The organism is Nannocystis pusilla, from assembly GCF_020073745.1.
In the GTDB taxonomy this organism is placed as follows: Bacteria; Myxococcota_A; Polyangia; order Nannocystales; family Nannocystaceae; genus Nannocystis; species Nannocystis radixulma.
Genome location: NZ_JAIRAU010000027.1, coordinates 435,942 through 459,846, shown reverse-complemented (window position 1 = coordinate 459,846; position 23,905 = coordinate 435,942). Strand labels below are relative to the sequence as shown.

Below are 23,905 nucleotides of genomic sequence, written 5' to 3'. Positions count from 1 at the left end.
GCAAGGAGAGCCAACATGCGCGTACTCGTCACCGGCGGCGCCGGTTACATCGGCAGCGTCGTGGTCGAGGAGCTGCTCGCCGCCGGCCACCTCGTCACCGTCCTCGACAACATGAGCAAGGGCCACGCCGACGCCGTCCCGCCCGGCGTCGACCTCGTGCGCGCCGACCTGCACGAGCAGGAATTGGTCGAGCAGCTGCTGCGCGCGGCCCAGATCGAGGCCGTCGTCCACATGGCCGCCGACTCGCTGGTCGGCGAGTCGGTCACCGCGCCGGGCAAGTACTACCGCAACAACCTCGTCGCCGGCCTGCGCCTGCTCGACGCCATGCTCGTCACCGGCGTCGAGCGGCTGGTGTTCTCGTCGACCGCCGCGGTCTACGGCGAGCCCGCGCAACAGCCCATCGACGAGACCGCCGCGACCCGCCCGACCAACCCGTACGGCGAGACCAAGCTGGCCTTCGAGCACGCCCTCGCCTGGTACGAGCGGGCCCACGGCCTGCGCTACGCCTCGCTGCGCTACTTCAACGCCGCGGGCGCCAGCCGCCGCGCCGGCGAGGACCACGACCCCGAGACGCACCTGATCCCGCTCGTGCTGCAGGCCGCGGCCGGACGCGTCCCGCACGTCACGATCTTCGGCGACGACTACCCGACCCCCGACGGCACCTGCGTCCGCGACTACATCCACGTCGTCGACCTCGCGCGGGCCCACGTCCTCGCCCTGTCCGCCCTCGCCGAGGGCAGCCGGATCTACAACCTCGGCTGCGGCGGCGTCGGCTACAGCGTACGCCAGGTCGTCGACGCCGCGCGCGAGGTCACCGGCGCGCCGATCCCCGTGCAATTCGGCCCGCGCCGCGCCGGCGACCCCGCGATCCTGGTCGCCAGCTCGGACCGGATCCGCCAGGAGCTCGGCTGGCAGCCGCTGCAGGGCGAGCTCGGCGCGATCGTCGAATCGGCCTGGACCTGGCTCCGCGCCCACCCGCACGGGTATGCGCATTGAGCTCCGGCTCTCCCAGCCGGATCATGCCGCGAGCCCCTCCGCACAGCCTCGCCGCAAGGCCCTCGCGCGCCCGAACCGCGCCGTACCCCGCGCCCGGCGTGACGGCGTCCTCGGCGCGTCCGGCCGCATCTGGCGCACCATCGCCCGCCGTGCTAGGAGCCCCCGCCATGAGCGAGGAGCGCCGGCGCGTCCTGAACAACCTCGACCGCATCGAGGACCGCCTGCGCGACGCCCCCGAGGGCCTCCACGACGTCGGAGAGCCGGCCGGCGACGACGACCTCGCCGCGAGCGGCCTCGCCCCCCACGTCGCCCTGCTGTGGGGCGCCTACGACGGCCTCGAGCTCGGCGGCGGCGAGGCGCGGATCTTGCCGCTGGCCGACCACGCCGAGGCCACCGCCGCGGCCGAGGCCGAGGGCCGACTGCGCCCCGGTGACCGCGTCATCGGCGAGCGCGGGCGCGACCTCCTGGTCCTCGCCGCCGATCCGCACGCCGAGGGGGCCGACGTCGTCCTCGTCGAGGAGGACGGCGAGCGCCTGCCCTGCGCCTCCTCGGTCGACCGGCTGGTCCTGGCCCTGCTCGGCGAATTCTCGGTCCTGTTCGACGAGGACGGCGAGTACCAGGAGGACCTGTTCGGCGACGACGGCGAGCTCACCCCCGCCGCCGAGCGCCGGCTGCTGCGGCGTCACCTCGACCTCGACCCCGACGCCCCGCTGGCCCGCTTCCGCCTGGCCCAGTCGCTGCGCCGCGCCGGCGAGCTGCGCGGGGCCGCCCAGGAGCTGCGCCAGCTGCTGCGGCGCGCCCCCGAGTTCGTGTGGGGCCACCTCGAGCTCGGCCGCGTCCGCCTCGGCGACGCCAGGCCCGTCGAGGCCGTCGCCGCCTTCCGCCGCGCCGCCGAGCTGGCCGCCGACCCCGGCCTGCGCGCTCACTGCCTCGCGCTCGCCTGCCTCGCCCTTTCGAACATGCCCTCGGCGACAGGTCCTTCGGCCCAGGGCAAAAAGGCCATGTCTTCCAAGACAGGTCCCGCCGAACAGGACGCAAAGGCCAGCTCCGAGCGCGCCGCCCTGGCCGCCGCCGCCCTGGCCGCCAACCCCAACTTCGCCGCCGCCCAGGAGGCCGCCGTGCGCGACGCCCTGGCCGGCGAGGACCTGGCCGCCGCCGACGAGCAGCTCGCGCTCGGCCTCGCGGTCGTCCCCGGCCACCTCGGCCTGCTCAGCCTGCGCCCCGCGCTCGCCGAGCTGCGCGAGCGCCCCCAAGACGACGAGGGAGGCGACGAGGAGGGCGACGACGACCCGGACGCCGACGTCGACCCCGCCCTGCGCGACGACGACGCCGAGCGCGTGGCCGCCCGGGCCAGGCCGGAGCCGCCGCCTACAGCGGACCGAGCGCCTGGTACTGGCTCGGCGTCATCCCCATATGGCGGGCGAACGCCCGCGAAAAGCTCGGGTGGTCGGCGAAGCCGGCGCCCAGCGCGATCTCGAGGATAGAGCGCCGCGACGACCGCAGCTCGCGGGCCGCCTGGCACAGCCGCAGCGTGCGCAGATAGGCCCCCGGCGTCATCCCGACCACCTGCGCGAACTGCCGCAGGAAGTGGTACTTCGACAGCTCGGCGACGCTGGCCAGCTCGTCGAGCGACAGCGTGGTCGGGTCGATGCGCGGGTCGAGGCTGCGGATGTAGTCGACCACGCGGGCGATCTTGCGGTGGGCGATCCGGTTGGTCGAGCGGCGCAGCGGCTCGCGCAGGTTGGAGAACTCCGTGAACGCCTGGTTCACCACGTGCTGCAGCGCGGCCTCGACGTCGAGCGTGCGCCCCGGCGCGCCGTCGCTGCGCACCAGGTCGTGCAGCGCCTGGATCGCCGCCACCAGCTCGACGCGACCGGTCACGCGCACGCTGGTGAACTCGGGGGCGCAGCGCGGCCCCGCGACGTCCTCGACCAACCCGAGCGCGATCCGGCGATCGACGTACAGCGAGATGTAGTCGACGTCGCTGCTGCCGCGCGCGTTGCCGGTGTGGACCTGCTGCGGGTTCATCAGCACCACGTCGCCCGGCTCGAAGCTGAACAGTCGACCCGCCACGTGGCACTCCTCCTGCCCCGCCAGCTGGGCGCAGATCAGGTACTCGTCGTGGAAGTGCGGCGTGAGCGGGCGACTGCCGTGCGCCCCGGAGGCGTGGTAGAGCGTGAACCCTCGCCCGCCGAAGAACGCGGTGTGAAGATCGGCCCGGGCCATGGCGCGAGCCTACTCCCGACGCGGCGTGCGGTCTACCACCTCGCGCGGCGCCGCCCGGCTGCGGACGCGTGCACGCGCCCACGTGAGCGCGGCCTCCCCGCCCACCGCACGGACAGCACAGCGTGCCTGCGACCTCGGCGATACACTTTGAGACGTGTCTATTGAACCTGATTCAAGCCGCGACCTCGATCTCAACGGCCAGCTCGACGTGCTCGAGGCGCGTCAGCGGTCGGAGGCGCCGCGCCCGCGGGCCATCTTCGAGCGGGAGACGCGGCGCGTCCGGATCCCGCCGGGCGGCGAGCTGCCGGAGTCGGCCGCGCTGCTCGAGCGCTTCTACGGCGGCGAATTCACCGTCCGCGAGAAGAAGCCGATGGTCGTCGACACCCGCCGCAGCGTCGGCCCCTACATGGTCTCGATCGACGCCCGGCCGCTCACCTTGCTCGACGCCTGCTCACAGATCGCCACCCAGACGCACGGCTTTTATCACCCGGGCATCGTCAAGGCGCTCTACACCGGCCGCTTCGAGCACTGCCTGTGGAGCAACCCCGACACCACCGTGCACCACGTCCCCGAGCTCGCCGCCTACGAGGAGGCGCTCGAGCGGCTCGCTCCGCCTGCGCTCGAGCACGTCAGCTTCGTCTGCGCCGGGGGCGCCGAGGCCAACGAGAAAGCGCTGCGGATCGCCCGCCTGCACGCGCCCCCGCCGGTGAACGGCCCGCGCCGGCGCGTGCTCGCCTTCCGCGACGGCTTCCACGGGCGCACGCTCGCCACCCTCGCCGCCACGTGGAACCCGGCGAAGCGCGCGCCGTTCGAGTTCGCCGGCTACGAGGCCGTGTTCAGCAGCGCCGAGCTCGCCGAGGTCGAGCGCCTGCTCGACGAGCGCGGCCACGAGATCTACGCGATCATCGTCGAGCCGATGCAGGCCGAGGGCGGCGACGTCTACCTCCGCCGCGAGTTCTTGCTCGGCCTGTGCAAGCTGGCCCGCGCGCGCAAGCTGCCGCTCGTCGTCGACGAGGTGCAGACCGGCTTCGCCACCGGCGGCCCGTTCTTCTGGTGGACGCGCCTCGGCCTCGGCGGCGACGAGGCCACCACGCCCGACATCCTCACCTGCGCCAAGAAGGCCAGCCTCGGCGTCGTCCTGTCGCGCTGGCCCGACCCCGAGAGCAACCAGGTCCACGTCGCCTCGGCGCTGCGCGGCCTCATCCAGCTCGAGACCTCGCGCGACCAGGCCACCCTCGAGCCGCTGCTGCGCCCGCGGGCCGAGGCGCTCGCCGCCGCCTTCCCCGGCCTCGTCGGCGACGTCCGCCTCGCCGGCACCGCCCTCGCCTTCGACCTGCCCGACGGCGCCGCCCAGACCGCCTTCATCGACCAGCGCTACCAGCGGGGCCTGATGACCTACCCGGCCGGCGATCGCACGATCCGCTTCCGCTTCAGCGCCGGCTGGGACGAGCGCGTCGTCGACGACCTGTTCAAGCGGATCCACGAGTCGCTCGCGCGCCTGTCCGACAAGACAGCCAGGGATTGGGTCCCCGAGGGTCAGTCGGCCGACAGCGACCCGGCCGTGATCGTGCGCCCGATCGAGGAGCGCGACTGGCCCAAGATCATGGCGATCGAGAACGCCACCTACGAGCCCGCGCGGCGCGACAGCGAGGCCTACCTGCGCCGCGCCGCCGCCACCGGCCTCGGCCTGTGCGCCGTCGACACCGGCAGCGGCGACATCCTCGGCTTCTGCTTCGGCGGCCCGCTCGAGGACTTCCGCGGCGTCTCGGGCGCCAGCCAGGACGAGCGGCTCGGCCTCGGCGACACCTTCTACTCCGCCGACGTCACCGTCGCCGAGGCCGCGCGCAGCCGCGGCGTCGGTCGCCTGCTCAAGCGCGCCCAGGTCCAGTGGGCCAAGGTCCACGGCTTCTCGTACATCTCCGGCCGCAACCGCGTCGGCACCACCGACGCGATGGCCGCCCTCAACCGCTCCTACGGCGCCTTCCCGGTCGTGCGCCTGACGCACCAGTACGAGGGCAACGCGCTCGCCGACTACTACCGGATCCCGCTGGTCCCGCCGCCGGCCCCGCGCGCCCCGACCGACGAGGGCATCCTCGACCTCGCCAGCGGCCTGCAGCAGCCGTTCGGGCCCGCGCCCGCGTTCATGGCCGGGCACGAGCTGGTCGGCCCGACCGCCAGCAAGATCAACCTCAGCAACTACGCCACCATCGACACCGTGCACTACAGCGAGCACCTGCGCCTGCTCGCCCCGCGCGGCACCGGCCACATGTACTTCACCTCGTCGCGCGACGAGACCGTCGACAAGGCGCTGCGCTGCCTGCGTCTCAGCCGCCCGCAGGGCCAGATCGCGGTCGGCCTCGAGGGCGGCTACCTCGGCCACGTCACCGCCGCCGCGCGCAGCCTGTCCGACCCCGCCGGCTTCGGCGACGGCCTGGCGCTGTTCGAGTTCCCGCGCCTGCCGCACCCCGACGCCGACCTGCCCGGCTTCACGGCTGGCCTGAAGAACCTGGTCGAAAAGACAGGCGCCGACAAGATCCTCGGCCTGTTCGTCGAGGTCGTCGGCGAGCGCTCGGGCCGCGTCCTCGCCGGCGCCACCGCGAGCGCGCTGGCGGCCGCCTGCCGCGAGCACGACATCCCGCTCGTGCTCGTCGAGGCCGCGAGCGGCTGCTACCGCAGCGGCGCCGGCCCGTGGGGCGTCGACGCTTTGCCGGCCGACGTCGTGCCCGACATGGTGCTCTGGTACCCCGGCGGGCAGCTCGGCCACATCTTCGTCGGCGACCGCTACTTCATCAAGAAGCCGCTCGTCCTGATCTCCACCTGGGACGGCGACGAGCTGTCGGCGATCCGCGCCCACGAGCACCTGCGGGCCGCCCGGCGCCTCGACCTCGCCGACTCGATCGCCGCCCTCGACGCCCTGCTGCAAAGCGACGTCCTCCCCGCGTGCCCCGGCGCGCGGCTGGGCGGCGCCGGCCTCTACCGCACGATCAGCTTCCCCAGCGTCGCCCTCGCCGAGGCCGTCGACCAGGCCTGCCTGCACCGCGGCCTCTACCTCGGCAACGGCCTGCCCGACACCCTCGTGTTCGCCCCGCCGCTCACCATCACCCCCGCGACCATCACCGGCGACCTGCGCCGCCGCGTGCTGGCCGCGATCGACGAGGCCAGGAGCCCCGCGTGACCACCTCGACCCCGTTCGACCCGGTCCTGTTCGATCAGGACGACCCCGCACGCCGCGGCGAGGCCCACGGCGAGATGTGGCGCGCCGAGATCCGCGAGCTGGCGGAGATCCGCGCCGCACTCGCGCTCAAGAAGGGCTCGTTCAAGGACCGCGGCCAGCTCGACGCGATCGCCCGCCTGCACCTGCCGCTGCTCGACAACTTCTCCGCCCCGCTCGCGGCCGAGCTGCGGGGCATCGCCCGCGGCGCCGCCGTCGCGCCCGAGGCGGTCGTCGTCCTCAACCACTACACCGACCTCCGCGACGTCCCCCCGAGCGTGCTCGAAGGGCCATGTCCCGAGGACCCTGTCGTTTCGGACACCTTCCACGACCTCAACACCGCCGACGACCCCGGCGGCTGCACCGCCGTCTACCTGCCCGGGCAGGGCGCCCCGGTGCTCGGCCAGACCTGGGACATGCACGGGACCGCCGAGCCGTACGTGCGGGCGATCCGGATCAAGCCGCGCGGCGGCGACGACGAGGTCGTCTGCTTCACCCTCACCGGCTGCCTCGGCATGACCGGCGTCAGCGCCCGCGGCGTCGCCGTCACCATCAACAACCTGTCGAGCACCGACGGCCAGGTCGGCGTCGTCTGGCCGGCGCTCGTGCGCGCGATGCTGGCCTGCGCCGGCGCCCGCGAGGCCCGCGACCTGCTGCTGCGCACCCGCCTGTCCTCGGGCCACCACTACATGATCGCCGACGGCCGCGAATTCTTCGGCGTCGAGACCTCCGGCCAGCTCAAGGTCGTCACCCAGCACGGCGCGCGCGCGGCCCACCTCCACACCAACCACTGCTTCGACCCCGTCCTGCGCCGCCACGAAGCTGTCCCGAAGGCCAGCACCTCGTTCCGCCGCATGGAGCTGGCCACCACCCTCTACGTCCAGCAGCGCCCGCAGGACGCGCGCGCGCTGTGGACCATGCTCTCGAGCCACGAGGGCTACCCGCGCTCGGTCTGCTCGCACATCGACGACGCCGGCGGCGACCCCTCGGCCTCCAGGACCTGCGGCCGCATGATCGTCGACCTCACCCGCGGCGAGGTCCTCGTCGGCCGCGGCTGCGGCCAGGTCGAGCCGCCCACCGTCGTCAAGCTCGATCGCTGGCGCGGAGGACATGTCCCATGAGCCATATCTTCTACACCTGGACCGCCCAGCGCCACGCCCACCCGCTCACCGTCGACGCCGCCGAGGGCGCCCGCTTCCGCACGCGCGAGCACGGCTGGCTGTGGGACCTCGAGAGCCAGACCTACAACGTCAACGCCGGCCACGGCGTGGCCCACATCCAGGAGCGGATGATCGCGCAGATCCGCGAGCTCCCGGTCGCCGGCCCCAACATGCGCCTCGACGTGCGCGAGCAGCTGAGCGCCGCGCTGGCCGAGCGCACCGGCCTCGAGCGGGCCTTCCTCGCCTCCGGCGGCGCCGAGGCGGTCGAGAACGCGATCAAGATCGCCCGCCTCTACACCGGCCGCAGCAAGATCGTCGCCCGCCGCCGCAGCTACCACGGCGCCACCCTGGCCACCCTCGGCATCGGCGGCGACCCGCGCCGCGCCCCGTTCGCCAGGGACCTCCCGCCCGCGATTTACATCGACGACCCCTACCCCGTGCCCGCCGGCGAGCCCTCGGCGTGGGTGAAGAGCCTGCACGAGGTCGTCGAGCGCGAGGGCCCCGACACCATCGCCGCGATCGTGCTCGAGGGCTTCACCGGCACCAACGGCATGCAGCACCCGCCCGCCGACTTCTGGCCGGCCGTGCGGGCCGTGTGCGACCGCCACGGCATCCTGCTGGTCGACGACGAGATCTTCAGCGGCTTCGGCCGCACCGGCCGGTGGTTCGCGCGCGAGCACTGGGGCGTCACGCCCGACCTCATGGTCCTGGGCAAAGGCCTCACCAGCGGCTACGCCCCGCTGTCGGCGGTCATGGTCTCGCGGGCGGTCGCCGCCCACTTCGACGAGCACAAGCTGTGGTGCGGCGTCACCCACTACGCCCACCCCGTCGGCTGCGCCGCCGCGCTCGGCGCCATCGAGGTGTACGCCGAGCAGCGCCTGCCCGAGCGCGCCGACCAGGTCGGGGCCGTGCTCGCCGAGCGCTTTTCGGACATGTCCCAAAGACCAGCCACGCGCGCCGCCGTCCGCGACGCCCGCGGCCTCGGCCTCATGCGCTGCCTCGAGCTCGACCGCCCGGCCGCCCCGATCGCCGCGCGCCTGCTCGAGCGCGGCGCCTACGTCCCCTGCCGCGACAACCTGCTCTTCATCTGCCCGCCGCTGTGCCTCACGGTGGAAGAAGCGCACATCGTCGCCGACCTGCTGACCGACGTCGTTGCAGAATCCATCACTTCCGTGCGTGCCTGAGCGCCGCGCGGGGCCGGGTTTCACGCCGCCGCACCCGCGCGCGGTGAGGTCGCGGTCCGGCGCGAGTGATCCGTCGCCACCGAATTGGTAGCTACCCGATCGTGGTCACCGAACGGACCGCGCGGCGCCACCCCCTCGCGCCCGCTCCGCGGTGAACCGCCGCCCGTGGTCACCGGACCGCCCCAGCGCGACGTGTTCGCGCCGGCCCCGTGGTGAATCGCAACACATGTCCTCCGGGACATCCGATCGGAAGCACTACCATGGTTTCCAGCGTATCCCTCGCCCTCTCCGTCGTCCTCGCCGCCCAGCCCGCGTCGCCCGAAGGCCCCGCGCCTGCCCCCGCGACCGACAGCGCCTCGCTCACCGCGCCGGCCCCTGCCTCGGCCCGCCCGCCCGAGCCGCGCTGGCGCGGCACCGGCCTGCTCGCCACCGCCGGCGTGTTCGGCGGCATCGGCCTCGGCGCCAACCTGGGCCGGGTGATCGTCGCCAGCCGGTTGTGCCGCGGCGCCAGCTACGACCCCGAATCGCAGGACTACTCGGCCCTCGACGACTGCGCCTTCGGCGGCGCGGCGCTCGGGATCCTCGCCCCGATCGGCCTCCTCTCCAACACCGCCGCGTTCGCCTTCGCCGCCGGCGGCAGCTCCATGCGCGGCCGCTGGGACGCCCACCGCACCGCCTTCGCCGGCGAACGCCAGCAGCGGGCCGGCCTGCAGATCGGCCTCGGCGCCGGCCTCCTGACCGCCGGCATCATCACCTACCTCGGCGTCCGGATCGGCTCGTTCGCCGACGCTCTCGGCTTCGCCACCTGCAACGATCGTCACCCCGTGATCGACATGACCGGCGGCGAACTCGGCGACGACGGCAACATCCCCGAGTTCACCGGGTGCATGGGCCGGCGCATGGGTGGTTACCTCGCCGGCATCGGCATCGGCCAGACGATGAGCGTCGTCGGCGTCGGCCTCTTGACCCACGGCGCCGTCTACAGGAGGGACCTCAAGCTGATGCACTACATCACCCGCAACCAGATCCGGCTGCAGCCGACCCTGAGCTTCAACTACGCCGGCCTGACCCTGTCCGGCCGCTTCTGAGCGACAGCCGGCGTGCCCTCGTCCCCCTCGCGGTCGGCCGCTGCGATCGCGGACGGCGATCTCGACCGCAACTGCGTAAGATTCCGCCCCTGGCGGTGCTAAGTTCCGCCCATGCGAGCCGTTCAGTTCTCCCGCTTCGGCGCCCCCGATGAGGTCGCCGACGTCGTCGACCTCCCCGCACCTCCACCGCCCGGGCCCGGGCAGGCCGCCGTCGACCTGCTCGCCGCGCCGGTCAACCCGGCCGACCTGCTCAACCTGCGCGGCCAGTACGGCATCGTCCCGACCTTGCCGGCGATCGCCGGCCTCGAGGGCGTCGGGGTCGTCACCGCCATCGGCCCCGGCGTCGAGCACATCCGCGTCGGCGACCGCGTCCTGCTCGGCGGCGGCACCTGGCGCGAGCGCCAGGTCGTCAGCGCCGGCGGCCTGTTCGCCCTCCCGCCCGGCCTGCCGAGCGAGCAGCTGGCCATGCTCACCGTCAACCCGCTGACCGCCCGCGCGCTGATCCACGACGCCCAGCTGCAGCCGGGCCAGTGGGTGATCAAGAACGCCGCCAACTCCGGCGTCGGCCGCAGCTTCTTCACGCTCGCCAAAAAGGCCGGCGCGCGCGGGATCGCGGTCGTCCGTCGACCTGGCCTCGAGGACAGGCTCAAGAGCTGGGGCGCCGAGGCCGTGCTGGTCGACGGCCCCGACCTGCCCGAGCGCGTCAAGGCGCTCGTCGGCGACGGCGCCCTGCGCTACGCCGTCGACGCCATCGGCGGCAGCGCCACCGCGCGCCTGGCCGCCGCCCTCAGCCCCGGCGGCGTCGTCGTCAACTACGGCCTGCTCTCGGGCGAGGCGTGCCAGATCTCCGGCGTCGACCTCGTGTTCCGCAACATCGTCCTGCGCGGCTTCTGGCTCGTCAACTGGTTCCAGCACACCCCGCGCGAGGAGGTCGCCCGGGCCTTCGGCGAGCTGATCGGCCTCCTGTCCGCCGGCGAGCTGACCACCCCGATCGAGGCCACCTACCCGCTCGAGCGCGTCCGCGAGGCCGTGCGCCACGCCGAGCAGCAGCAGCGCGGCGGCAAGGTCCTGCTCGCCATCGGCTCCTGACCCGTTCGCCATGCGCGAAGGGCCATGTGCCGGCGCCCATGTCCCGAAGACCAGACAGGCGAGCGGCCGCGGGCACGGCCCCGGTCGCTCGTCGACGGCAAGATGCACGATCGGCCATGTTCCGATGAACATGTCCTGATGACCAGACAGGCGAGCGGCCGCGGGGCACGGCCCCGGCCGCTTGCCGGGCGCGGGCGACGGGGGACACTGATCGCCGAGGAGGTCGAGCATGCGTCGTCTCGTCATCGTCTTCGCGGCCCTCGTCTGCGCCTGCAACGGCCCGCCGGCGCTCCCGGGCGCCTCGGCCACCGAGCCCGGCGTCACCACCGGCACCACCGAGGCCGTCGTCACCACCGCGCCGATCGACGTCGCCGTCCTCGACGCCTGCCCCGACCTCGTCCCGATCGCCGAGGACGAGTTCGCCGCTCGCTTCGCCGCCGCCGTCTGCGGTGAGAAGGCCGCCTGCGGCTGCGACCTCGACCCGCGCTGCGTCACCCGCTTCAGCGCCCTGTTCGAGGCCGTGCGCAGCGCCGCGCGGGGGGGCGCCCCGCACTACGACCCCGTCTGCGCCGCCGCCGTCCTCCACGACAAGGTCGCCGCGCGCGGCTGCGCGACCCGGTCCGAGTACCACGACGACCAGGGAGCCTGCAGCCGCGGCTGCGAGGTGTTCCGCGGCGACGTCCCGCCCGGCGGCCTTTGCGGCGAGTTCGCCTCGCTCGACGTCGCCGCCTTCGCCGACGTGTGCGCCGGCGTCGACATGGCCTGCGGCGTCCTCGGCACCGCCAGCTGCGAGCAGCGCGGCGCCATCCCCACTGTCGGCCGCGGCGAGGTGTGCCTGTCCGCCGACGGCAAGACCCTCTTCGCCTGCGAGGCAGGCTCGTGGTGCAGCGCCGCGAGCCGGGTGTGCGTGCCCGAGGTCGGCTTCGGCCAGAAGTGCGGCCGCTTCGCCGAGTGCAGCCCTGACGCCTGGTGCAGCCAGGACGGCGAATGTCTCCCGCTCAAGGCCCACGGCGCCGCGTGCCAGCGAGACCGCGAGTGCGCCGCGCTCACCTGCGAGCAGGGCAGGTGCAACGACTTCGTCATCGCCTGCCGCGTCGACAGCCCCGCCGACCTGCTGTTTCCGTTCACCCTGTGAGTCGCACCGCCGCCGACGAGCGGCGCGACGACAGGAACAACGCGGCCCGGCGGAGTCGCGACAGCGACGCGAACGTCCGCGTGAGTCAGGGCCACCGATGCCGGCAATGCATCGACCTGCACGACGGCACGCCCCGAACAGCTCACCCCGACAGGGAACGATCGCTCACCCTCGTCCGCCGCCCGACCCTGCCGCCTCGAACCGCCGTTACGCCCCCGTAGCTGCGGTCATGCACCCGTTGCGCGCCGGCGCGCCCCGTGTTACGGCGCTCGCGCATGATCGCGTTTGACAGCAGCGGCCGCAACCTCGTGCTCGCCGACGACGGCGAGCTCCTCGTCCACGACGGCCCGAGCGAGGGCCCCCGCTGGCGCCGCGACTGCAAGTCCCCGCTCGTCGCAGTCGGCGCCACGACCGACAGCGTCGTCAGCGTCGACGAGGACGGCCAGGCCGTGTGGCACGACCCGCACAAGGACGTCCAGCGGGCCACCGCCGACGCCGGCGAGCTCGCGCGCGCGGCCGCCGTCGCGCCTTCGGGACATGTCCTCGTGGCCACCTCGGACGGCGTCGTCGAGCTGACCCCGAGCGGCCCCGGTCGGCGCCACGCCTGGCCCGACGCCACCGTCGTCGCGTGGGGCGTCGGCGGCCAGCTGCTCGTCGCCGACGAGCGCGGCAAGGTCGGGGTGTTCGGGCCCGCCGGCCTCGTGCACGAGGTCCAGATCGACGACCCGGTCGTCGCCGCCGCCTGGAACGCGCGCGGCTTCTGGGTCGTCGCCACCGCCGGCAAGCTGCTGCGCCTCGAGCACGGCGCCGTCCACCACCTCACCAATTGCCCGTCCGGCCTGTCCGTGCGGGCCGTCGCCTGCTCGCTCGCCGGCGACGCCATCGCCATGGTCCTCGGCGAGGCCCTCGTCATCGTCCTGTCATGGCCCGGCCGCGACAGCATCGGCCAGCTGCGCTACATGGACCGTCTCGTCACCGGCGTGCAGTTCGGCCCCGAGCCGTGGCTCGCCGTCGGCCTCGACGGCGGCGACGGCAACAAGTTCGACCTCGGCAACGGCGACCTCCACCGCACCGACACCCACCCCGGCCGCGAGCACCGGCGCTGGATGGTGCAGGTCTCCGTCCACCCGCCCGAGCCCGCGTCAGCGCCCGCCCGCCCGCAAGCCGCCGCCCAGGCCGAGCCCGCCGCCGCCCCAGCCGCGGCGTCGGTCGGCACCATCGTCCTCGTCCTCGTCCTCACCCTCGCGGTCATCGGCGCGATCGCCTTGCTGGTGGGCTGAACGGGCATGCCCCTAGAGGCATGTCCCCGAGGACATGCCCTCCACGACCTGCCCCTCACGACCTGCCCTTCGGGGCATGCCCTTAACCGCCGGGCGAGCGGCCTGCCGACCGCAGCACGAGCGGCGCGAGCACCGTGCGGTTCGTCAGCACCACCTCGCGCGACGACCCGCCGTCCCCGCTGCCGAGCTCCGCGACGACCCACACCTCCCCGCGATCCAGCGCCACCACCTGGCGCGCCCGCACCGGCTCCGGCCCCTGCGGCGGCAGCGGCGAGCCGTCGAGCGTCGCCACCGGCTTGCCCGGCGCATCGACCGGCGCCAGCGGGACCTCCTCCCAGGGCGCGCTGTCGGACCCCGGCGCCCGCCGGTACAGCCCGCGGTCGTTGACGAGCCACAGCGTCCCGTCGGGCGCCTCCGCCAGCGACCGCACACAGCCGCCCGGCGGCAGCGCGACCGGCCGCCACGCCCCGGCCGTCAGCCGCTCGAGCACCGGGCGGTCCTTCTCCACGCAGCGATGCACGTACAGCCGCGCCGGATCGCGGCCGACCATCACCGCAGACTCGCCCCCGTTCACACCCGGCGCGTGCCCGGGCAGCGCCGGCAAGTCCGCCCATTCGCCCGCCCCCGGCGACCAGCGCTGCAGCGACGACTCCCGCCGCAGCACCACCATCGTCCCGTCGGCGAACGCCGCCAGCTGCAGCCCCTCGCGCCCCGGCGGCAGCGGCGGCCACGGCGGCGGCCCACCGCCGGCCAGCACGTCGATCGTCGTCCGCAGGTCCGGATCTCGGGCCTGCATCGCCCGCAGCACGTCCGGGTCCTCGCCGATCCCGGGCCCCGCGAACCCGCGCAGGCCGAGGATCGCTCCGTCGTGCCCGACCGCGTAGTCGCTGTAGAAGTCGAACCGCAACGGCGCGCCCGGGATCCTCCACTTGGCCCACGCCCGATTCCGCCAGCGCCACACCGCGAACTCGACGCCCGTGCGCGTGAGGGCCCACTGGGCGGTGACGAACACGTCGTCCGGCCAGCGCCCGCCCATCGCCCCCGGCCACTGCGGCCACTCGCGCAGCCACGCGGGCTTGGTCTCGAGCTGACCGAAGCCGGCCGGCGCGAGCGCCAGCACACCGGGGCCGTGCACCGCGATCATGCCGTCGGCCAGCACGGTGAGGTTCACCCAGGTGTCGGTCACGGCCGCCAGCTGCAGCGGCCGACCGTGGAGCGACCTGCCCCCGGGGACATCCTCGTCCTCCGCCACCACTTCCGGCATGTCCTCGAGGACAGGTTGAATCCCCGTGCACGCCCCCGCGAGCGCGCACCCGAGAACGAACCGGCGAACCGACACTCGCCCATGCTATCACGCGGACGCGCGCGCCGGCGCCCCGGCACTGCGAGCAAGGCCCCCGTGCTGCCTGCAATGGAACACCCGAGCCGCGGCCCTGAATCCAGGTCAACTCGGCGTATTCCCGAACTCGGCCGTCCACGAGGCCTGGACGACGCATCGGCCCGAAGTTCTCCAGGGGTTCGCTAGACCCTCTCTGTCAGCGGCCGCGCGGACTTCGGCACCGCGTCCATCCGCTCGACGATCACCTCGACCTTGCGCGCCCGCAGCTCGCCCAGCACCGCAGACTTCGCCTGGCCGCCCGCCAGCAGCAGCCTGGCCCACCGGAGCGCCGGCAGCTGCAGCAACGGCTGCAGGTCCGCGTCGGTCGCCAAGGTCAGCTTCTTGAGCCCCGCGAGCCCCTCGATCCCGGCGAGCGAGTGCACGTAGAACGTGTCGTCCTCGCCGTGCCACAGCGGCCACACCTGGTGCTGCACCTTGTGCCCGCCGCCCTCCCACCACAGCTCCGCGATCTTGGCGAGCGCCTGGTCCGGCACTGCGAGCGACACGAGCGCTTGCAGCGTCTTCGTGTTGACGCGGTCCTGGCTGGTCGCCTTTGGGATCTTCGCCAGGTCGAGCTTCCGCGCCTTGCTCAGCGTCTCGACGACGGCGAGCCGGAGCGCGGGGTCACGCAGCGCTTCGAACTTGCTCATGCCCAGCACGATGCCCCGCGGCGCCGTCCGCGGCAAGCGCGGGCACGTCGGCGCGACGAGGAGGTGCCGCTCGCGGACCGAGCAACTCGCATGAACCCCTGGAGAACTTCGGAGCGGCTGTACTGGCGACGAGCCTCGTGATGCCCGAGCCTCCCGCTCGGCCTCACCACCCCCGCTCGCCCTCACTGCGCCTCGAAGCGCTCGCCCTCGCCACGAGCCTCGTGATGCCCGAGCCTTCCGCTCGGCCTCACCCCGTGCGTCGCCAGGGTCGCGCCAGCCCTCACTGCGGCTCGAAGCGCGACGTGATCCGGTCGCCGTTCGACAGCTGGCACTCGCCGGTGCCGCCGCCCTTGATCCCGCGGTCCGGGTCGTCGAGCGTGAAGTGACAGCGCATCTTGTCCCCGCGGTCGCCGTCGAGCGTGGCCACCACCTTGCCGGTGTTGCGGGTGATGAATTCCTCGACCGTATCGTAGTACGGCCAGGTGCCGCCCCAGTACCAGCGCGGGCCCATCCACGGATCGGCGTACCACGCGTTGTAGAATTCGTCGTACTGATCGACGGTCGCAGTGCGCGTGATCTCGTGGTACCTGCCCTCGAACGACTCGCCGTCCGGCAGCTTGGTCTTCAGCCGGCCCGACAGCGAATCGTCGCCGGACGTCCAGTGGAACACGACGCGCTCGTGCTTGACCGCGGGCGCCGCGGCGCCTGTCGCGTCGCCGCCGGTCGCCGCGCCGCCGGTCTTCTCGGGCGCGGCCGTGTCGGGGTTCGTCACCTCGCCCCCGAAGCTCCCGCGCGAGCAAGCGGACACCAGGAGCAGCAGGAGCCATTTCGTGGATCGTGGGTTCATGGGCGCAGGAGGTTGCGCGAGTTGTCCCGGCCGCCGGCGCACGGATCGGTGCGCGCCGCCAACGCCGGCCCAGCGCCCGCTATCGCGCCGAATCACCGAGACGACCTGTGATTCGTGACACCCTCGCGGCCGCAGCGAGGCGCGCCGGCGCGGCGCTCGCCTGACCCTCCGGCCAGATTGTCCGCCTCGGCGCCCCCCCGAAGCCCCGACGCGCCGACCGTCTGTCCCTGCAGACAGCTTCCAGACGGCTCCACCGACCTGTCCATCCGGCGAGCCTCAAAACTCGCCCGCTCGCCCGCCCCGCACCTGCGCGCCCCCATGCCACCGACCGCCTGTCCTTTCGGCCAGCTCAATTCGCGCCCGCTCGCCGCCCCGAACCTGCGCGTTCCCCTGCCACCGGCCGCCTGTCCCTCCGGCCAGCTTCAAGACTCGCCCGCTCGCCGCCCCCGCACCTGCGCGTCCCCCTGCCACCGACAGCCTGTCCTTTCGGACAGCTCACTTCACGCCGCGCTCGCCGCTCGCCGGGGCCCCGGGCACCTCGGCCGAGCGGGCCTCGCAGGCCGTCACCATCGTCGCCAGCACCAGGGCCGCGCCGACCAGCCGGGGCACGCCCCAGCGAGCCGCCCGCGCCGGCGCGTCGCTGCGGATCCGGCCGACATCGAGCACCCCACGCACGCGCGCCCGCAGCCCGTCGGCGGCGACCCTCCCGGCCCGCTCGAGCTGCGCCCGCGCCACCGCGACCAGCTGCGCCGCATAGCTCGACGACGGGATCCCCGTGTGCAGGGCCGCGTCGTCGGCCGCGTCCTCCGCGTGGACCCGCACCCGCCGCAGCGCCCACCAGGCCAACGGATCGGGCCAGTAGATGGCACGCGCCACCGCCCCGGCGAGCAGCAGCAGGCAATCCGCGCGGGCCACATGGGCCAGCTCGTGGGCCAGCAGCGCCCGCCGCTCGGCCGCAGGCGCCGCCAGCATCGTCCGCGGCACCAAGATCACCGGCCGCAGCACCCCCACCACCTGCGGCGTGCGGCTCGTCGCGCACGCCCGCAGCTCGACCCGCGGACCTCCGCCGAACCACAGCGATCGCGCCGTCTCCTGCCACGGACCCTCGGCGATCGGCGCCGCGGCGCGCACCAGACGATGCGCCGCGGCGTGCCCGACGACCAGCCGTGCGAGCAGCAGCGCCGCCCCGAGCCCCCACACCGCCAGCAGCGCCGGCGCGACCCCGGGCGGCAGGCGCAGCGTCGAGGCCGCGAGCGCCAGCCGGGGCAGCGGCAGCACCAGCGCGACCGCGATCGCCAGGGCCCAGATCTGCCGCCGCACCGCCGCGCTGCGCCGCCGCGAGAACATGTCCGAAAGGACAGCCAGGGCGAACACCAGCGCCCCCACCAGCTCGAGCGCGCCGAGCCACAGCGCCGCCGCCTCCACGCTAGCGGCCCTCCTTGCGCGCCTGCTCGATCATCGCCCCGAGCTCGTCGAGCTCGCCCGGCGACAGCTCGCGCCCGTCGAGGTCGAGCAGCGCGGCCACGGCCTCGCTCGTCGAGCCGCCGAAGAAGGTGTCGACCACGTGCGCCAGCGCCGACGTGGCCACGCGGTCGCGCGGGCGCGTCGGCGTGTAGATGTACGTCGGCCCGTCCTGCCGGTGCCGCAGGTGGCCCTTGTCCTCGAGCACCTTCACCAGCGCGCGCACAGCCGAGTACGACGGCGGGTCGGACAGCTCGTCGAGCACCTCGCGGATGGTCGCCTGCCCGCGGCGATAGACGATGTCCATGATCTGCCGCTCGCGTCGGCTCAGCGGATCGAGGTCGGACTTGCGTCGCGTCATCCCGTGTGCTGTTTTTCTAGCACCATGCTAAAAAACCAGCAAATCCCCGCCAGCCCGCGCCTGTGGGCCCTCCTGGCCCTCTCCGGCGCCGGCGCGCTCGCGCTCGATCTATGGACCAAGCAATGGGTCTGGGACACCCTGCGCCCGGGCGGCCGCGCCCTCGTGCTGTGGGACCCGCTGCTCGAGCTCGCCTTCGCCTACAACCAGGGCAGCGCGTTCGGCCTGGTCCGCCGGCTCGACTACCCGCTGGTGCTGGCGGCCATCACCGCGGCGATGCTCGTGTGGATCGTCGTCACCGCCCGCGCGGCCGAGGGCACCCGCCTGCGCTTCGTCGCCGGCGGCCTGGTCGCCGGCGGCGCGCTCGGCAACCTCCACGACCGCCTGTTCCGCGTCGACGAGCTCGGCCGCCACGGCGTCGTCGACTTCATCAAGCTCAACTACCCGTGGGGCGGCAGCTGGCCGAGCTTCAACGTCGCCGACGCCGCCCTCGTCGTCGGCGTCCTCCTGCTCGTCTGGGACCTGCGCGCCCGCAAGCCCGCCGCCGACGCGTGACACCGGCTCCTCCAGCGCCGACCATCGAGCCACAGCCCGGTTCAATCGGCCACACGACCGGGGATCTCGATCGCGTACATGTCGACCCATCGCGCGATCTGCTTGCGATCGCGGCTGAAGTGGCGGGCCGTGGCGCGCAGGCTCCAGGCGTGGGCCGCCAGCGCGGTGAGCAGCTCGTCGCGGGTCGGACGCGGGCGAATATGGGGTCGGTGGCTGGCATCGCCGTCCGGGGTCGCGTTGTCGGGCGTGGCCGGGGTCTCGTCGCGGATCCAGCGCGGGAGCGCGTCTCGCTCGACCCGCCGCAGGTCCTTGCCGCAGCCGTGGACGAATCGCTGGAGGGCGCGCAGATTGTCGGTCCATACCCCGAGGAGCAGCGATTCGACGGCCTCGACCGCGAATTCCAGCGGCTCCACCGAACCGCGGGGGGCACACCATTGGCGGTGGAGGCGATCGATCCAGTCGACGATGTCGGCCCGGCGCGCCCGCAGGAACGGGACCTCGACCTCCCACAACGCGAGGCGGGCGTGGAGGTCGCGACGGAAGCGCCCGGCGGCGACCTCGGCGGCGAGCGAGCGGTTGGTCGCCGCGATCACGCGCACGTCGATGCGGTGCGGCTGGGTGCTGCCGACGGCGACGACCTCGCCGAGCTCGACGGCGCGCAGCAGCTTGGGCTGCAGATCGAGCGGCAGCTCGCCGACCTCGTCGAGGAACAGGGTGCCGCCGGCGGCCGCGCGGAACATGCCGGCGTGCTCGCCGGTGGCGCCGGTGAAGGCGCCACGGACGTGGCCGAACAGCTGGCTCTCGACCAGCTGGGCGCTGAGGGCGGCACAATTGACGACGACGAGCGGGCCGCGGCGCCCGGACAGGCGGTGGAGCTCGGCGGCCACGCTCTCCTTGCCGGCGCCGGTCTCGCCGAGCACCAGCACCGGGGCGCGGTCGACCGCGGCGCGGGCGACCGCGGCGCGCAGACGACGGGCGGCCAGGGACTCGCCCGGCAGCGCGTCGAGGTCGACGTGCGGGGCGGGGCCCGGGACGGCGCCGCGCTCGTAGACCACGAGCACGTCGCCGATCCGGAGCACGGTCTGATCGACGAGGAAGCGCGGCGAGGTCGCGATCGCCTGGCCGTCGAGGCGGGTGCCGTTACGACTGCCGAGGTCGGCGATGCAGTGTGACGCGGCACCGGCGTCCCAGCGGACGACGGCGTGCCGGCGCGAGACCGTCGGGTGCTCGACGGCTCGCATGTCCTTTCCGCCAGCATGGCGGCCGAGCGTGATCGCACCGTCGTCGAGGTCGATGACCCGGGCCAGCGCGCGCGGATAGACGATCACGAGCCGGGCCGTCGGCGGCGCCTCGACGGACCGCCGCGGCGGCTCGGCCGAGATCGTGGTTTCCTGCGCGTTCGATGGCACTTTGTCGGGTCTGGCCCGCATCGGGTGTCCGATGGTGTCTCACGGACACCCCGGGGACAAGCACACAGGAGTGCCGGGGTCGACCGATAATTTCCAGTAAAATCAACAGTAATGGCGGTGGCCCGCGGTTTGCCAATGTCGGCGTCGAACGCTGACCTCGAGGGACGCATCCGCGCCTCGACACCCACGCATAGCGAGCTTTCCATGACACCCACCATTCCCAGGCTCTCCACCGCTCTCGCGCTCGTCCTCGTCGCCCCTGCATGCACCACGGAGGAGACCGACCCCGGGGTCGAGTTCCGCGACACCAGCTGGGGCTGCGGCAGCGGCTGCCCGACCAACTCGCCGCACGCCAACCAGTACGACGTACCGGAGCTCAACCTCGACGGCCTACCGAACTTCGACGGCGTGACGCTCGTCGGGTTCCGCGACGGGGCCGACAACTTCTACGAGCTGACCGCCACGGACGACGAGCTCATCCTCCTCGATGCCCAGGGTAACCCGTCGAAAGCGGGCCAAGGCCTGACCGGCCTGCGCATCGAGCTCGGCAACGCCCTCGGCGAAACGGAGTACATTCATGTCCTCGGCTACACGTCCTTGATCGAGTCGTGGGCCGTCGGAACGAAGCCGATGTCCGCCTACGCGCTCGCGTACGCCGACACGGAGACCGGCCGGTTGGTCAACGTCTGCCCCGACTATTACGCCGACCCCTACGCGACGGTCGTGACCATTATCGACGGGGAGCGCTACGACGGGACGACGAAGTCGGTCATGCCGAACGAGGCGGGCTGGATCACCCTCGCGTGCGAGGGACAGGCGGTGTACAAGATGAAGCGGCTCGGGTACGGCCCCCACATCAACTTCGCCAACACCCCAAAACCGTCGACGGTCGAGCAGCGCAATGCGACGCTCAGGATGATCACCGCGACTTATTGCGGGCACTCAAAAAACTTTACCAGCTACACGCAAGAGGGCACGAAGATCCTGTGGGCCAACCAGGTAGGCAACGTCGACTGGCGCAAGGCGGGCGCGCTGCCCGAGGCGGTGTGGGACCAGAACGGTGCGGTGTGCTGGAACACCCACAGGTCGACCCTCGTGCCCAACTGCGACCCTGTGCCGTGCACCGCGGCCGACGTCGGTGAGTGGATGACCTGGCTGCCGATCCCGTGACGACGGGCGACGACATCGACACGCGGAGCAGCCCGCTCGGGCCGGAGAGCGTGACGCAGGACGGCGCGGCGCGTACATCGGCGGCGAGCTTCGGCCCGGCGCCGGCGCGGATCGGCCGCTACCACGTGCTCGAGCGCCTCGGCGCCGACGGGATGGGGGTCGTCTTCGCGGCCTACGATCCGGAGCTCGATCGCAAGGTCGCCGTCAAGCTGCTGCGACCCGATCGCAACTCCGGTGATTCCCAGGTGAGGCTGCTGCGCGAGGCCCAGGCGCTGGCCCGTCTCTCGCACCCGAACGTGGTGCAGGTCCACGACGCCGGCGCGCTCGACGAGCGGGTGTTCCTGGCGATGGAGTTCATCCGCGGCGTCGATCTGCGCGCGTGGCTGGGCACGGCGAGGCGCGGCGAGGCGGAGGTCATGCGCGTGTTCCTGGCCGCGGGTCGCGGGCTGGCGGCCGCGCACGCGCAGGGGGTGGTGCACCGCGACTTCAAGCCGGAGAACGTGCTCGTCGGTGACGACGGGCGTGTGTGTGTCGCCGACTTCGGGCTCGCGCGCGTCGAGGTCGGGTCGGCTTCGATGGGCGGCCGAGGCACGGCCCTCGCCCTCCTGCTGACCGACAGCGGCGCGCTGCTCGGGACGCCGGCCTACATGGCTCCGGAGCAGCACCTCGGGCGGCCGTCCGACGCCCGCAGCGACCAGTTCAGCTTCTGTGTCGCGCTGTGGGAGGCGCTGTTCGGGCAGCGTCCGTTCGCCGGCGACACGGCGTCCGAGACCGCGGCGGCGGTGGTCGCGGGCGAACTCCGCAGCCCGCCGGCCGACCGCCGGCTCTCCCGCCACGTGCTCGAGGCGCTGCGCCGCGGGCTGCAGGTCGATCCCGGCGCGCGCTTCCCGACGGTCGACGCGCTGCTCGCGGCGCTCGCCCGCGACCCCGCGCGGTCGCGCAGGAGATGGCTCCTTGTTCCTGTCTTCGCGGGCATGATGTTCGGGACAGCTTACTTCGCCCGCGACGACGCGGCCGAGGCGTGCAGCGGCGCCGCGCGCGAGCTCGCGGGGGTGTGGGACGCCGATCGCCGGGCGGCGGTGACGGCGGCCCTGGCCGGCGCGGCCGACCCGGAGCTGCCGGCCCGCGTGCTCGCCGGGCTCGACGGACGCGCGGCCGCCTGGGTGACGGCGCGCCGCGAGGCCTGCCTCGACCACCACGCCGGCAGGCGCTCGCCGACGTTGTACGACGCGCACGCGCGCTGCCTCGACCGCCGCCGCCAGGAGCTCAACCGCGCGGTCGACCTGCTGGTGACGGACCACGCGAGCGTCGACGCGGCGCGGCTGGTGGCGCGGTTGCCGGCGGTCGGCGCCTGCACCGACGCGGGCATCGCCGAGGCCGAGGCGGCGCGGCCCGACGACCCGCTGCTGGCCCGCGCCGCAGCGGCGCTCGCGGACGAATTGTCGGCCGCGCGGACGCATCACCACGGCGGTGACGAGGTCGCGGCAGAGCGCATGACGGCGACGGTGGTGGCGAAGGCGCGCCGGCTCGAGCTGCGCCCGTTGCTCGCCGAGGCGCTGCTGCTGCGCGGGCACGTCCTGGCGGCCGTCGACCAGCTCGACGACGCGCGCGAGGCGATGCGCGAGGCGGTCGTGCACGCGCTGGCGACCCGCCGCGACGCGCTCGCGGCCGAGGCGCTGGCGGTGCAGTTGTTCCTCGACGGCCAGCTCGACGCGCGCGCGAAGGCCCTGGCGGCCGCGCCGATGGCCCGCGCGCTGGCCGAGCGGCTGGTCGCCCCCGCGGCCGCGCTGGCGCGCCTCGACAACAACCTCGGGACGCTGGCGTTCCACGCCGGCGAGCTCGACGAGGCCCGCGCGTACTTCGAGCGCGCGACAGCCGAGCTCGCGCGCGTCGAGGACCCCGATCGGATCGAGCTGGCGAACTACCAGGCGAACCTGGCCCTGAGCACCCGCGATCCGGCGGCCAAACACGACGGCTTCACGCGGGCGATCGCCGTCCTCTCCGGGGCGCTCGGCATGGACCACCTCGAGACGCTGCACCTGCGCCTGCGCCACGGGTTGCACGAGGCCGACCTGACGCAGGGCGCGGCGATCCTGGCCGCCGTCTGCCCGCGCCTGCGGGCGCTGTACCCGGAGGTCCACTCGAGCTGCGCCAGCTGCTTCCAGCGACTGGGCCTGACCGAGGCCGAGCTCGGGCGCGACGAGGCCGCGCTGGCGGCCTTCCGCGCCGTACCGGGCTGCCTGGGCGCGCCCGGCAACCACATGCAGGCCGAGCACTTCGCCGTGCTGGGCGCGCGGTCGGGGGCCGCGATCGCGTGGATCGAGGCCCGGCCCGCGGAGGCGCTCGCGCTGGCCGACGACGCGCTGGCGCGGGCAGAGCCGCATCAGGCGATGTGGTGGGTCGCGCTCGAGGTGGCGGAGCTCCAGGTCCTCCGCGGGCGGGCCCTGGTCGCCCTCGGCCGGACGACCGACGCTCGGGTGACGCTCGAGCGAGCGGCGACGCTGATCGCCGAGCTGAGCCGCGGTCACACCGACGCGCTGCTGCCGGTGTGGGCCGAGCGGGTCCGCTCGCTGCAGGCAGCGATCGCGGGGTGACGCCTCGCCGATCTGCCTGGAAGGACAATATGCATTCCCGCATTGATCAATGTCCGAACGGACAGGCCGTCTCGTCCCCGCTCGCGGGCCACGAGGCGAGTGTCTCCGGGGACA

The 23,905-nt window shown here is 73.7% G+C and carries 19 protein-coding genes; 12 read left to right on the top strand and 7 right to left on the bottom strand.

The features are described from left to right. Positions 1 to 15: 15 nt before the first annotated feature. Both galE and K7C98_RS20650 read left to right on the top strand, forming a co-directional pair. Positions 16 to 996, top strand: a complete 981-nt coding sequence (gene galE / locus K7C98_RS20655) for a UDP-glucose 4-epimerase GalE (RefSeq protein WP_224193420.1) — start codon at positions 16 to 18, stop codon at positions 994 to 996. Between the two features lie 167 nt (positions 997 to 1,163). After that, positions 1,164 to 2,480 carry a hypothetical protein gene (locus tag K7C98_RS20650; protein WP_224193419.1) on the top strand — a complete coding sequence of 439 codons (1,317 nt, stop codon included), beginning with the start codon at positions 1,164 to 1,166 and terminating at the stop codon, positions 2,478 to 2,480. Here K7C98_RS20650 and K7C98_RS20645 read toward each other — a convergent pair. Beyond that, positions 2,365 to 3,222: an AraC family transcriptional regulator gene (locus K7C98_RS20645; RefSeq protein ID WP_224193418.1), complete on the bottom strand. Its 858-nt coding sequence runs from the start codon at positions 3,220 to 3,222 to the stop codon at positions 2,365 to 2,367. The genes K7C98_RS20650 and K7C98_RS20645 overlap by 116 nt on opposite strands. Positions 3,223 to 3,376: 154 nt before the next feature. Between K7C98_RS20645 and K7C98_RS20640 the strand changes: the two genes are divergently transcribed. The 7 genes from K7C98_RS20640 (at position 3,377) to K7C98_RS20610 (ending at position 13,369) form a co-directional block, all read left to right on the top strand. Beyond that, positions 3,377 to 6,397: an aminotransferase class III-fold pyridoxal phosphate-dependent enzyme gene (locus tag K7C98_RS20640; protein ID WP_224193417.1), complete on the top strand. Its 3,021-nt coding sequence runs from the start codon at positions 3,377 to 3,379 to the stop codon at positions 6,395 to 6,397. After that, positions 6,394 to 7,554, top strand: a complete 1,161-nt coding sequence (locus tag K7C98_RS20635) for a C45 family autoproteolytic acyltransferase/hydolase (RefSeq protein ID WP_224193416.1) — start codon at positions 6,394 to 6,396, stop codon at positions 7,552 to 7,554. The genes K7C98_RS20640 and K7C98_RS20635 overlap by 4 nt, the downstream gene beginning before the upstream one ends. Beyond that, positions 7,551 to 8,777 carry an aspartate aminotransferase family protein gene (locus K7C98_RS20630; RefSeq protein ID WP_224193415.1) on the top strand — a complete coding sequence of 409 codons (1,227 nt, stop codon included), beginning with the start codon at positions 7,551 to 7,553 and terminating at the stop codon, positions 8,775 to 8,777. Before K7C98_RS20635 ends, K7C98_RS20630 begins: the two co-directional genes overlap by 4 nt. Positions 8,778 to 9,037: 260 nt before the next feature. Further along, positions 9,038 to 9,865 (top strand): hypothetical protein, encoded by an 828-nt coding sequence (locus K7C98_RS20625; RefSeq protein ID WP_224193414.1) that lies wholly within the window; start codon positions 9,038 to 9,040, stop codon positions 9,863 to 9,865. A 111-nt stretch (positions 9,866 to 9,976) separates the two neighbouring features. Continuing rightward, the gene (locus tag K7C98_RS20620) at positions 9,977 to 10,954 is read left to right on the top strand and encodes a zinc-dependent alcohol dehydrogenase family protein (protein ID WP_224193413.1); all 978 of its coding nucleotides are present in this window, start codon (positions 9,977 to 9,979) and stop codon (positions 10,952 to 10,954) included. 229 nt (positions 10,955 to 11,183) lie between these two features. Continuing rightward, the gene (locus K7C98_RS20615) at positions 11,184 to 12,089 is read left to right on the top strand and encodes a hypothetical protein (protein WP_224193412.1); all 906 of its coding nucleotides are present in this window, start codon (positions 11,184 to 11,186) and stop codon (positions 12,087 to 12,089) included. A 275-nt stretch (positions 12,090 to 12,364) separates the two neighbouring features. Further along, positions 12,365 to 13,369: a hypothetical protein gene (locus K7C98_RS20610; RefSeq protein WP_224193411.1), complete on the top strand. Its 1,005-nt coding sequence runs from the start codon at positions 12,365 to 12,367 to the stop codon at positions 13,367 to 13,369. An 82-nt stretch (positions 13,370 to 13,451) separates the two neighbouring features. On the opposite strand, the gene K7C98_RS20605 is transcribed toward K7C98_RS20610, so the two are convergent. From K7C98_RS20605 to K7C98_RS20585, 5 genes are all read right to left on the bottom strand, one after another. Then, on the bottom strand, positions 13,452 to 14,708 hold the full coding sequence (locus K7C98_RS20605; RefSeq protein WP_224193410.1) for a hypothetical protein: 1,257 nt from the start codon (positions 14,706 to 14,708) through the stop codon (positions 13,452 to 13,454). A 182-nt stretch (positions 14,709 to 14,890) separates the two neighbouring features. Then, the gene (locus K7C98_RS20600; RefSeq protein WP_224193409.1) at positions 14,891 to 15,397 is read right to left on the bottom strand and encodes a DUF6892 domain-containing protein; all 507 of its coding nucleotides are present in this window, start codon (positions 15,395 to 15,397) and stop codon (positions 14,891 to 14,893) included. Between the two features lie 280 nt (positions 15,398 to 15,677). Continuing rightward, on the bottom strand, positions 15,678 to 16,244 hold the full coding sequence (locus K7C98_RS20595; protein ID WP_224193408.1) for a hypothetical protein: 567 nt from the start codon (positions 16,242 to 16,244) through the stop codon (positions 15,678 to 15,680). A 495-nt stretch (positions 16,245 to 16,739) separates the two neighbouring features. Next, on the bottom strand, positions 16,740 to 17,669 hold the full coding sequence (locus K7C98_RS20590) for a M56 family metallopeptidase (protein ID WP_224193407.1): 930 nt from the start codon (positions 17,667 to 17,669) through the stop codon (positions 16,740 to 16,742). Between the two features lies 1 nt (position 17,670). Further along, positions 17,671 to 18,066: a BlaI/MecI/CopY family transcriptional regulator gene (locus K7C98_RS20585; RefSeq protein ID WP_224193406.1), complete on the bottom strand. Its 396-nt coding sequence runs from the start codon at positions 18,064 to 18,066 to the stop codon at positions 17,671 to 17,673. 24 nt (positions 18,067 to 18,090) lie between these two features. Here K7C98_RS20585 and lspA point away from each other — a divergent pair, with 24 nt between their 5' ends. Next, complete coding sequence (lspA, locus tag K7C98_RS20580) at positions 18,091 to 18,618, top strand: signal peptidase II (RefSeq protein WP_224193405.1); 528 nt, start codon at positions 18,091 to 18,093, stop codon at positions 18,616 to 18,618. A gap of 41 nt (positions 18,619 to 18,659) precedes the next feature. Here the strand turns inward: lspA and K7C98_RS20575 are convergent, their stop codons facing one another. Continuing rightward, complete coding sequence (locus K7C98_RS20575; protein WP_224193404.1) at positions 18,660 to 20,027, bottom strand: sigma 54-interacting transcriptional regulator; 1,368 nt, start codon at positions 20,025 to 20,027, stop codon at positions 18,660 to 18,662. 204 nt (positions 20,028 to 20,231) lie between these two features. Between K7C98_RS20575 and K7C98_RS20570 the strand changes: the two genes are divergently transcribed. Both K7C98_RS20570 and K7C98_RS20565 read left to right on the top strand, forming a co-directional pair. Next, entirely contained in the window at positions 20,232 to 21,197 is a 966-nt protein-coding gene (locus K7C98_RS20570) for an ADYC domain-containing protein (RefSeq protein ID WP_224193403.1), read from the top strand. Next, positions 21,194 to 23,791, top strand: coding sequence for a protein kinase domain-containing protein (locus K7C98_RS20565; RefSeq protein ID WP_224193402.1), 2,598 nt, complete (start codon positions 21,194 to 21,196; stop codon positions 23,789 to 23,791). The genes K7C98_RS20570 and K7C98_RS20565 overlap by 4 nt, the downstream gene beginning before the upstream one ends. The last annotated feature ends 114 nt before the right edge of the window (positions 23,792 to 23,905 follow it).

What these genes read in the sequence shown, in the direction of transcription:
- galE (WP_224193420.1), top strand. Translation starts at nt 16, where the DNA reads ATGCGCGTACTCGTCACCGGCGGCGCCGGTTACATCGGCAGCGTCGTG.
- K7C98_RS20650 (WP_224193419.1), top strand. Translation starts at nt 1,164, where the DNA reads ATGAGCGAGGAGCGCCGGCGCGTCCTGAACAACCTCGACCGCATCGAG.
- K7C98_RS20645 (WP_224193418.1), bottom strand. Translation starts at nt 3,222, where the DNA reads ATGGCCCGGGCCGATCTTCACACCGCGTTCTTCGGCGGGCGAGGGTTC.
- K7C98_RS20630 (WP_224193415.1), top strand. Translation starts at nt 7,551, where the DNA reads ATGAGCCATATCTTCTACACCTGGACCGCCCAGCGCCACGCCCACCCG.
- K7C98_RS20625 (WP_224193414.1), top strand. Translation starts at nt 9,038, where the DNA reads ATGGTTTCCAGCGTATCCCTCGCCCTCTCCGTCGTCCTCGCCGCCCAG.
- K7C98_RS20620 (WP_224193413.1), top strand. Translation starts at nt 9,977, where the DNA reads ATGCGAGCCGTTCAGTTCTCCCGCTTCGGCGCCCCCGATGAGGTCGCC.
- K7C98_RS20615 (WP_224193412.1), top strand. Translation starts at nt 11,184, where the DNA reads ATGCGTCGTCTCGTCATCGTCTTCGCGGCCCTCGTCTGCGCCTGCAAC.
- K7C98_RS20610 (WP_224193411.1), top strand. Translation starts at nt 12,365, where the DNA reads ATGATCGCGTTTGACAGCAGCGGCCGCAACCTCGTGCTCGCCGACGAC.
- K7C98_RS20600 (WP_224193409.1), bottom strand. Translation starts at nt 15,397, where the DNA reads ATGAGCAAGTTCGAAGCGCTGCGTGACCCCGCGCTCCGGCTCGCCGTC.
- K7C98_RS20595 (WP_224193408.1), bottom strand. Translation starts at nt 16,244, where the DNA reads ATGAACCCACGATCCACGAAATGGCTCCTGCTGCTCCTGGTGTCCGCT.
- K7C98_RS20585 (WP_224193406.1), bottom strand. Translation starts at nt 18,066, where the DNA reads ATGACGCGACGCAAGTCCGACCTCGATCCGCTGAGCCGACGCGAGCGG.
- lspA (WP_224193405.1), top strand. Translation starts at nt 18,091, where the DNA reads ATGCTAAAAAACCAGCAAATCCCCGCCAGCCCGCGCCTGTGGGCCCTC.
- K7C98_RS20570 (WP_224193403.1), top strand. Translation starts at nt 20,232, where the DNA reads ATGACACCCACCATTCCCAGGCTCTCCACCGCTCTCGCGCTCGTCCTC.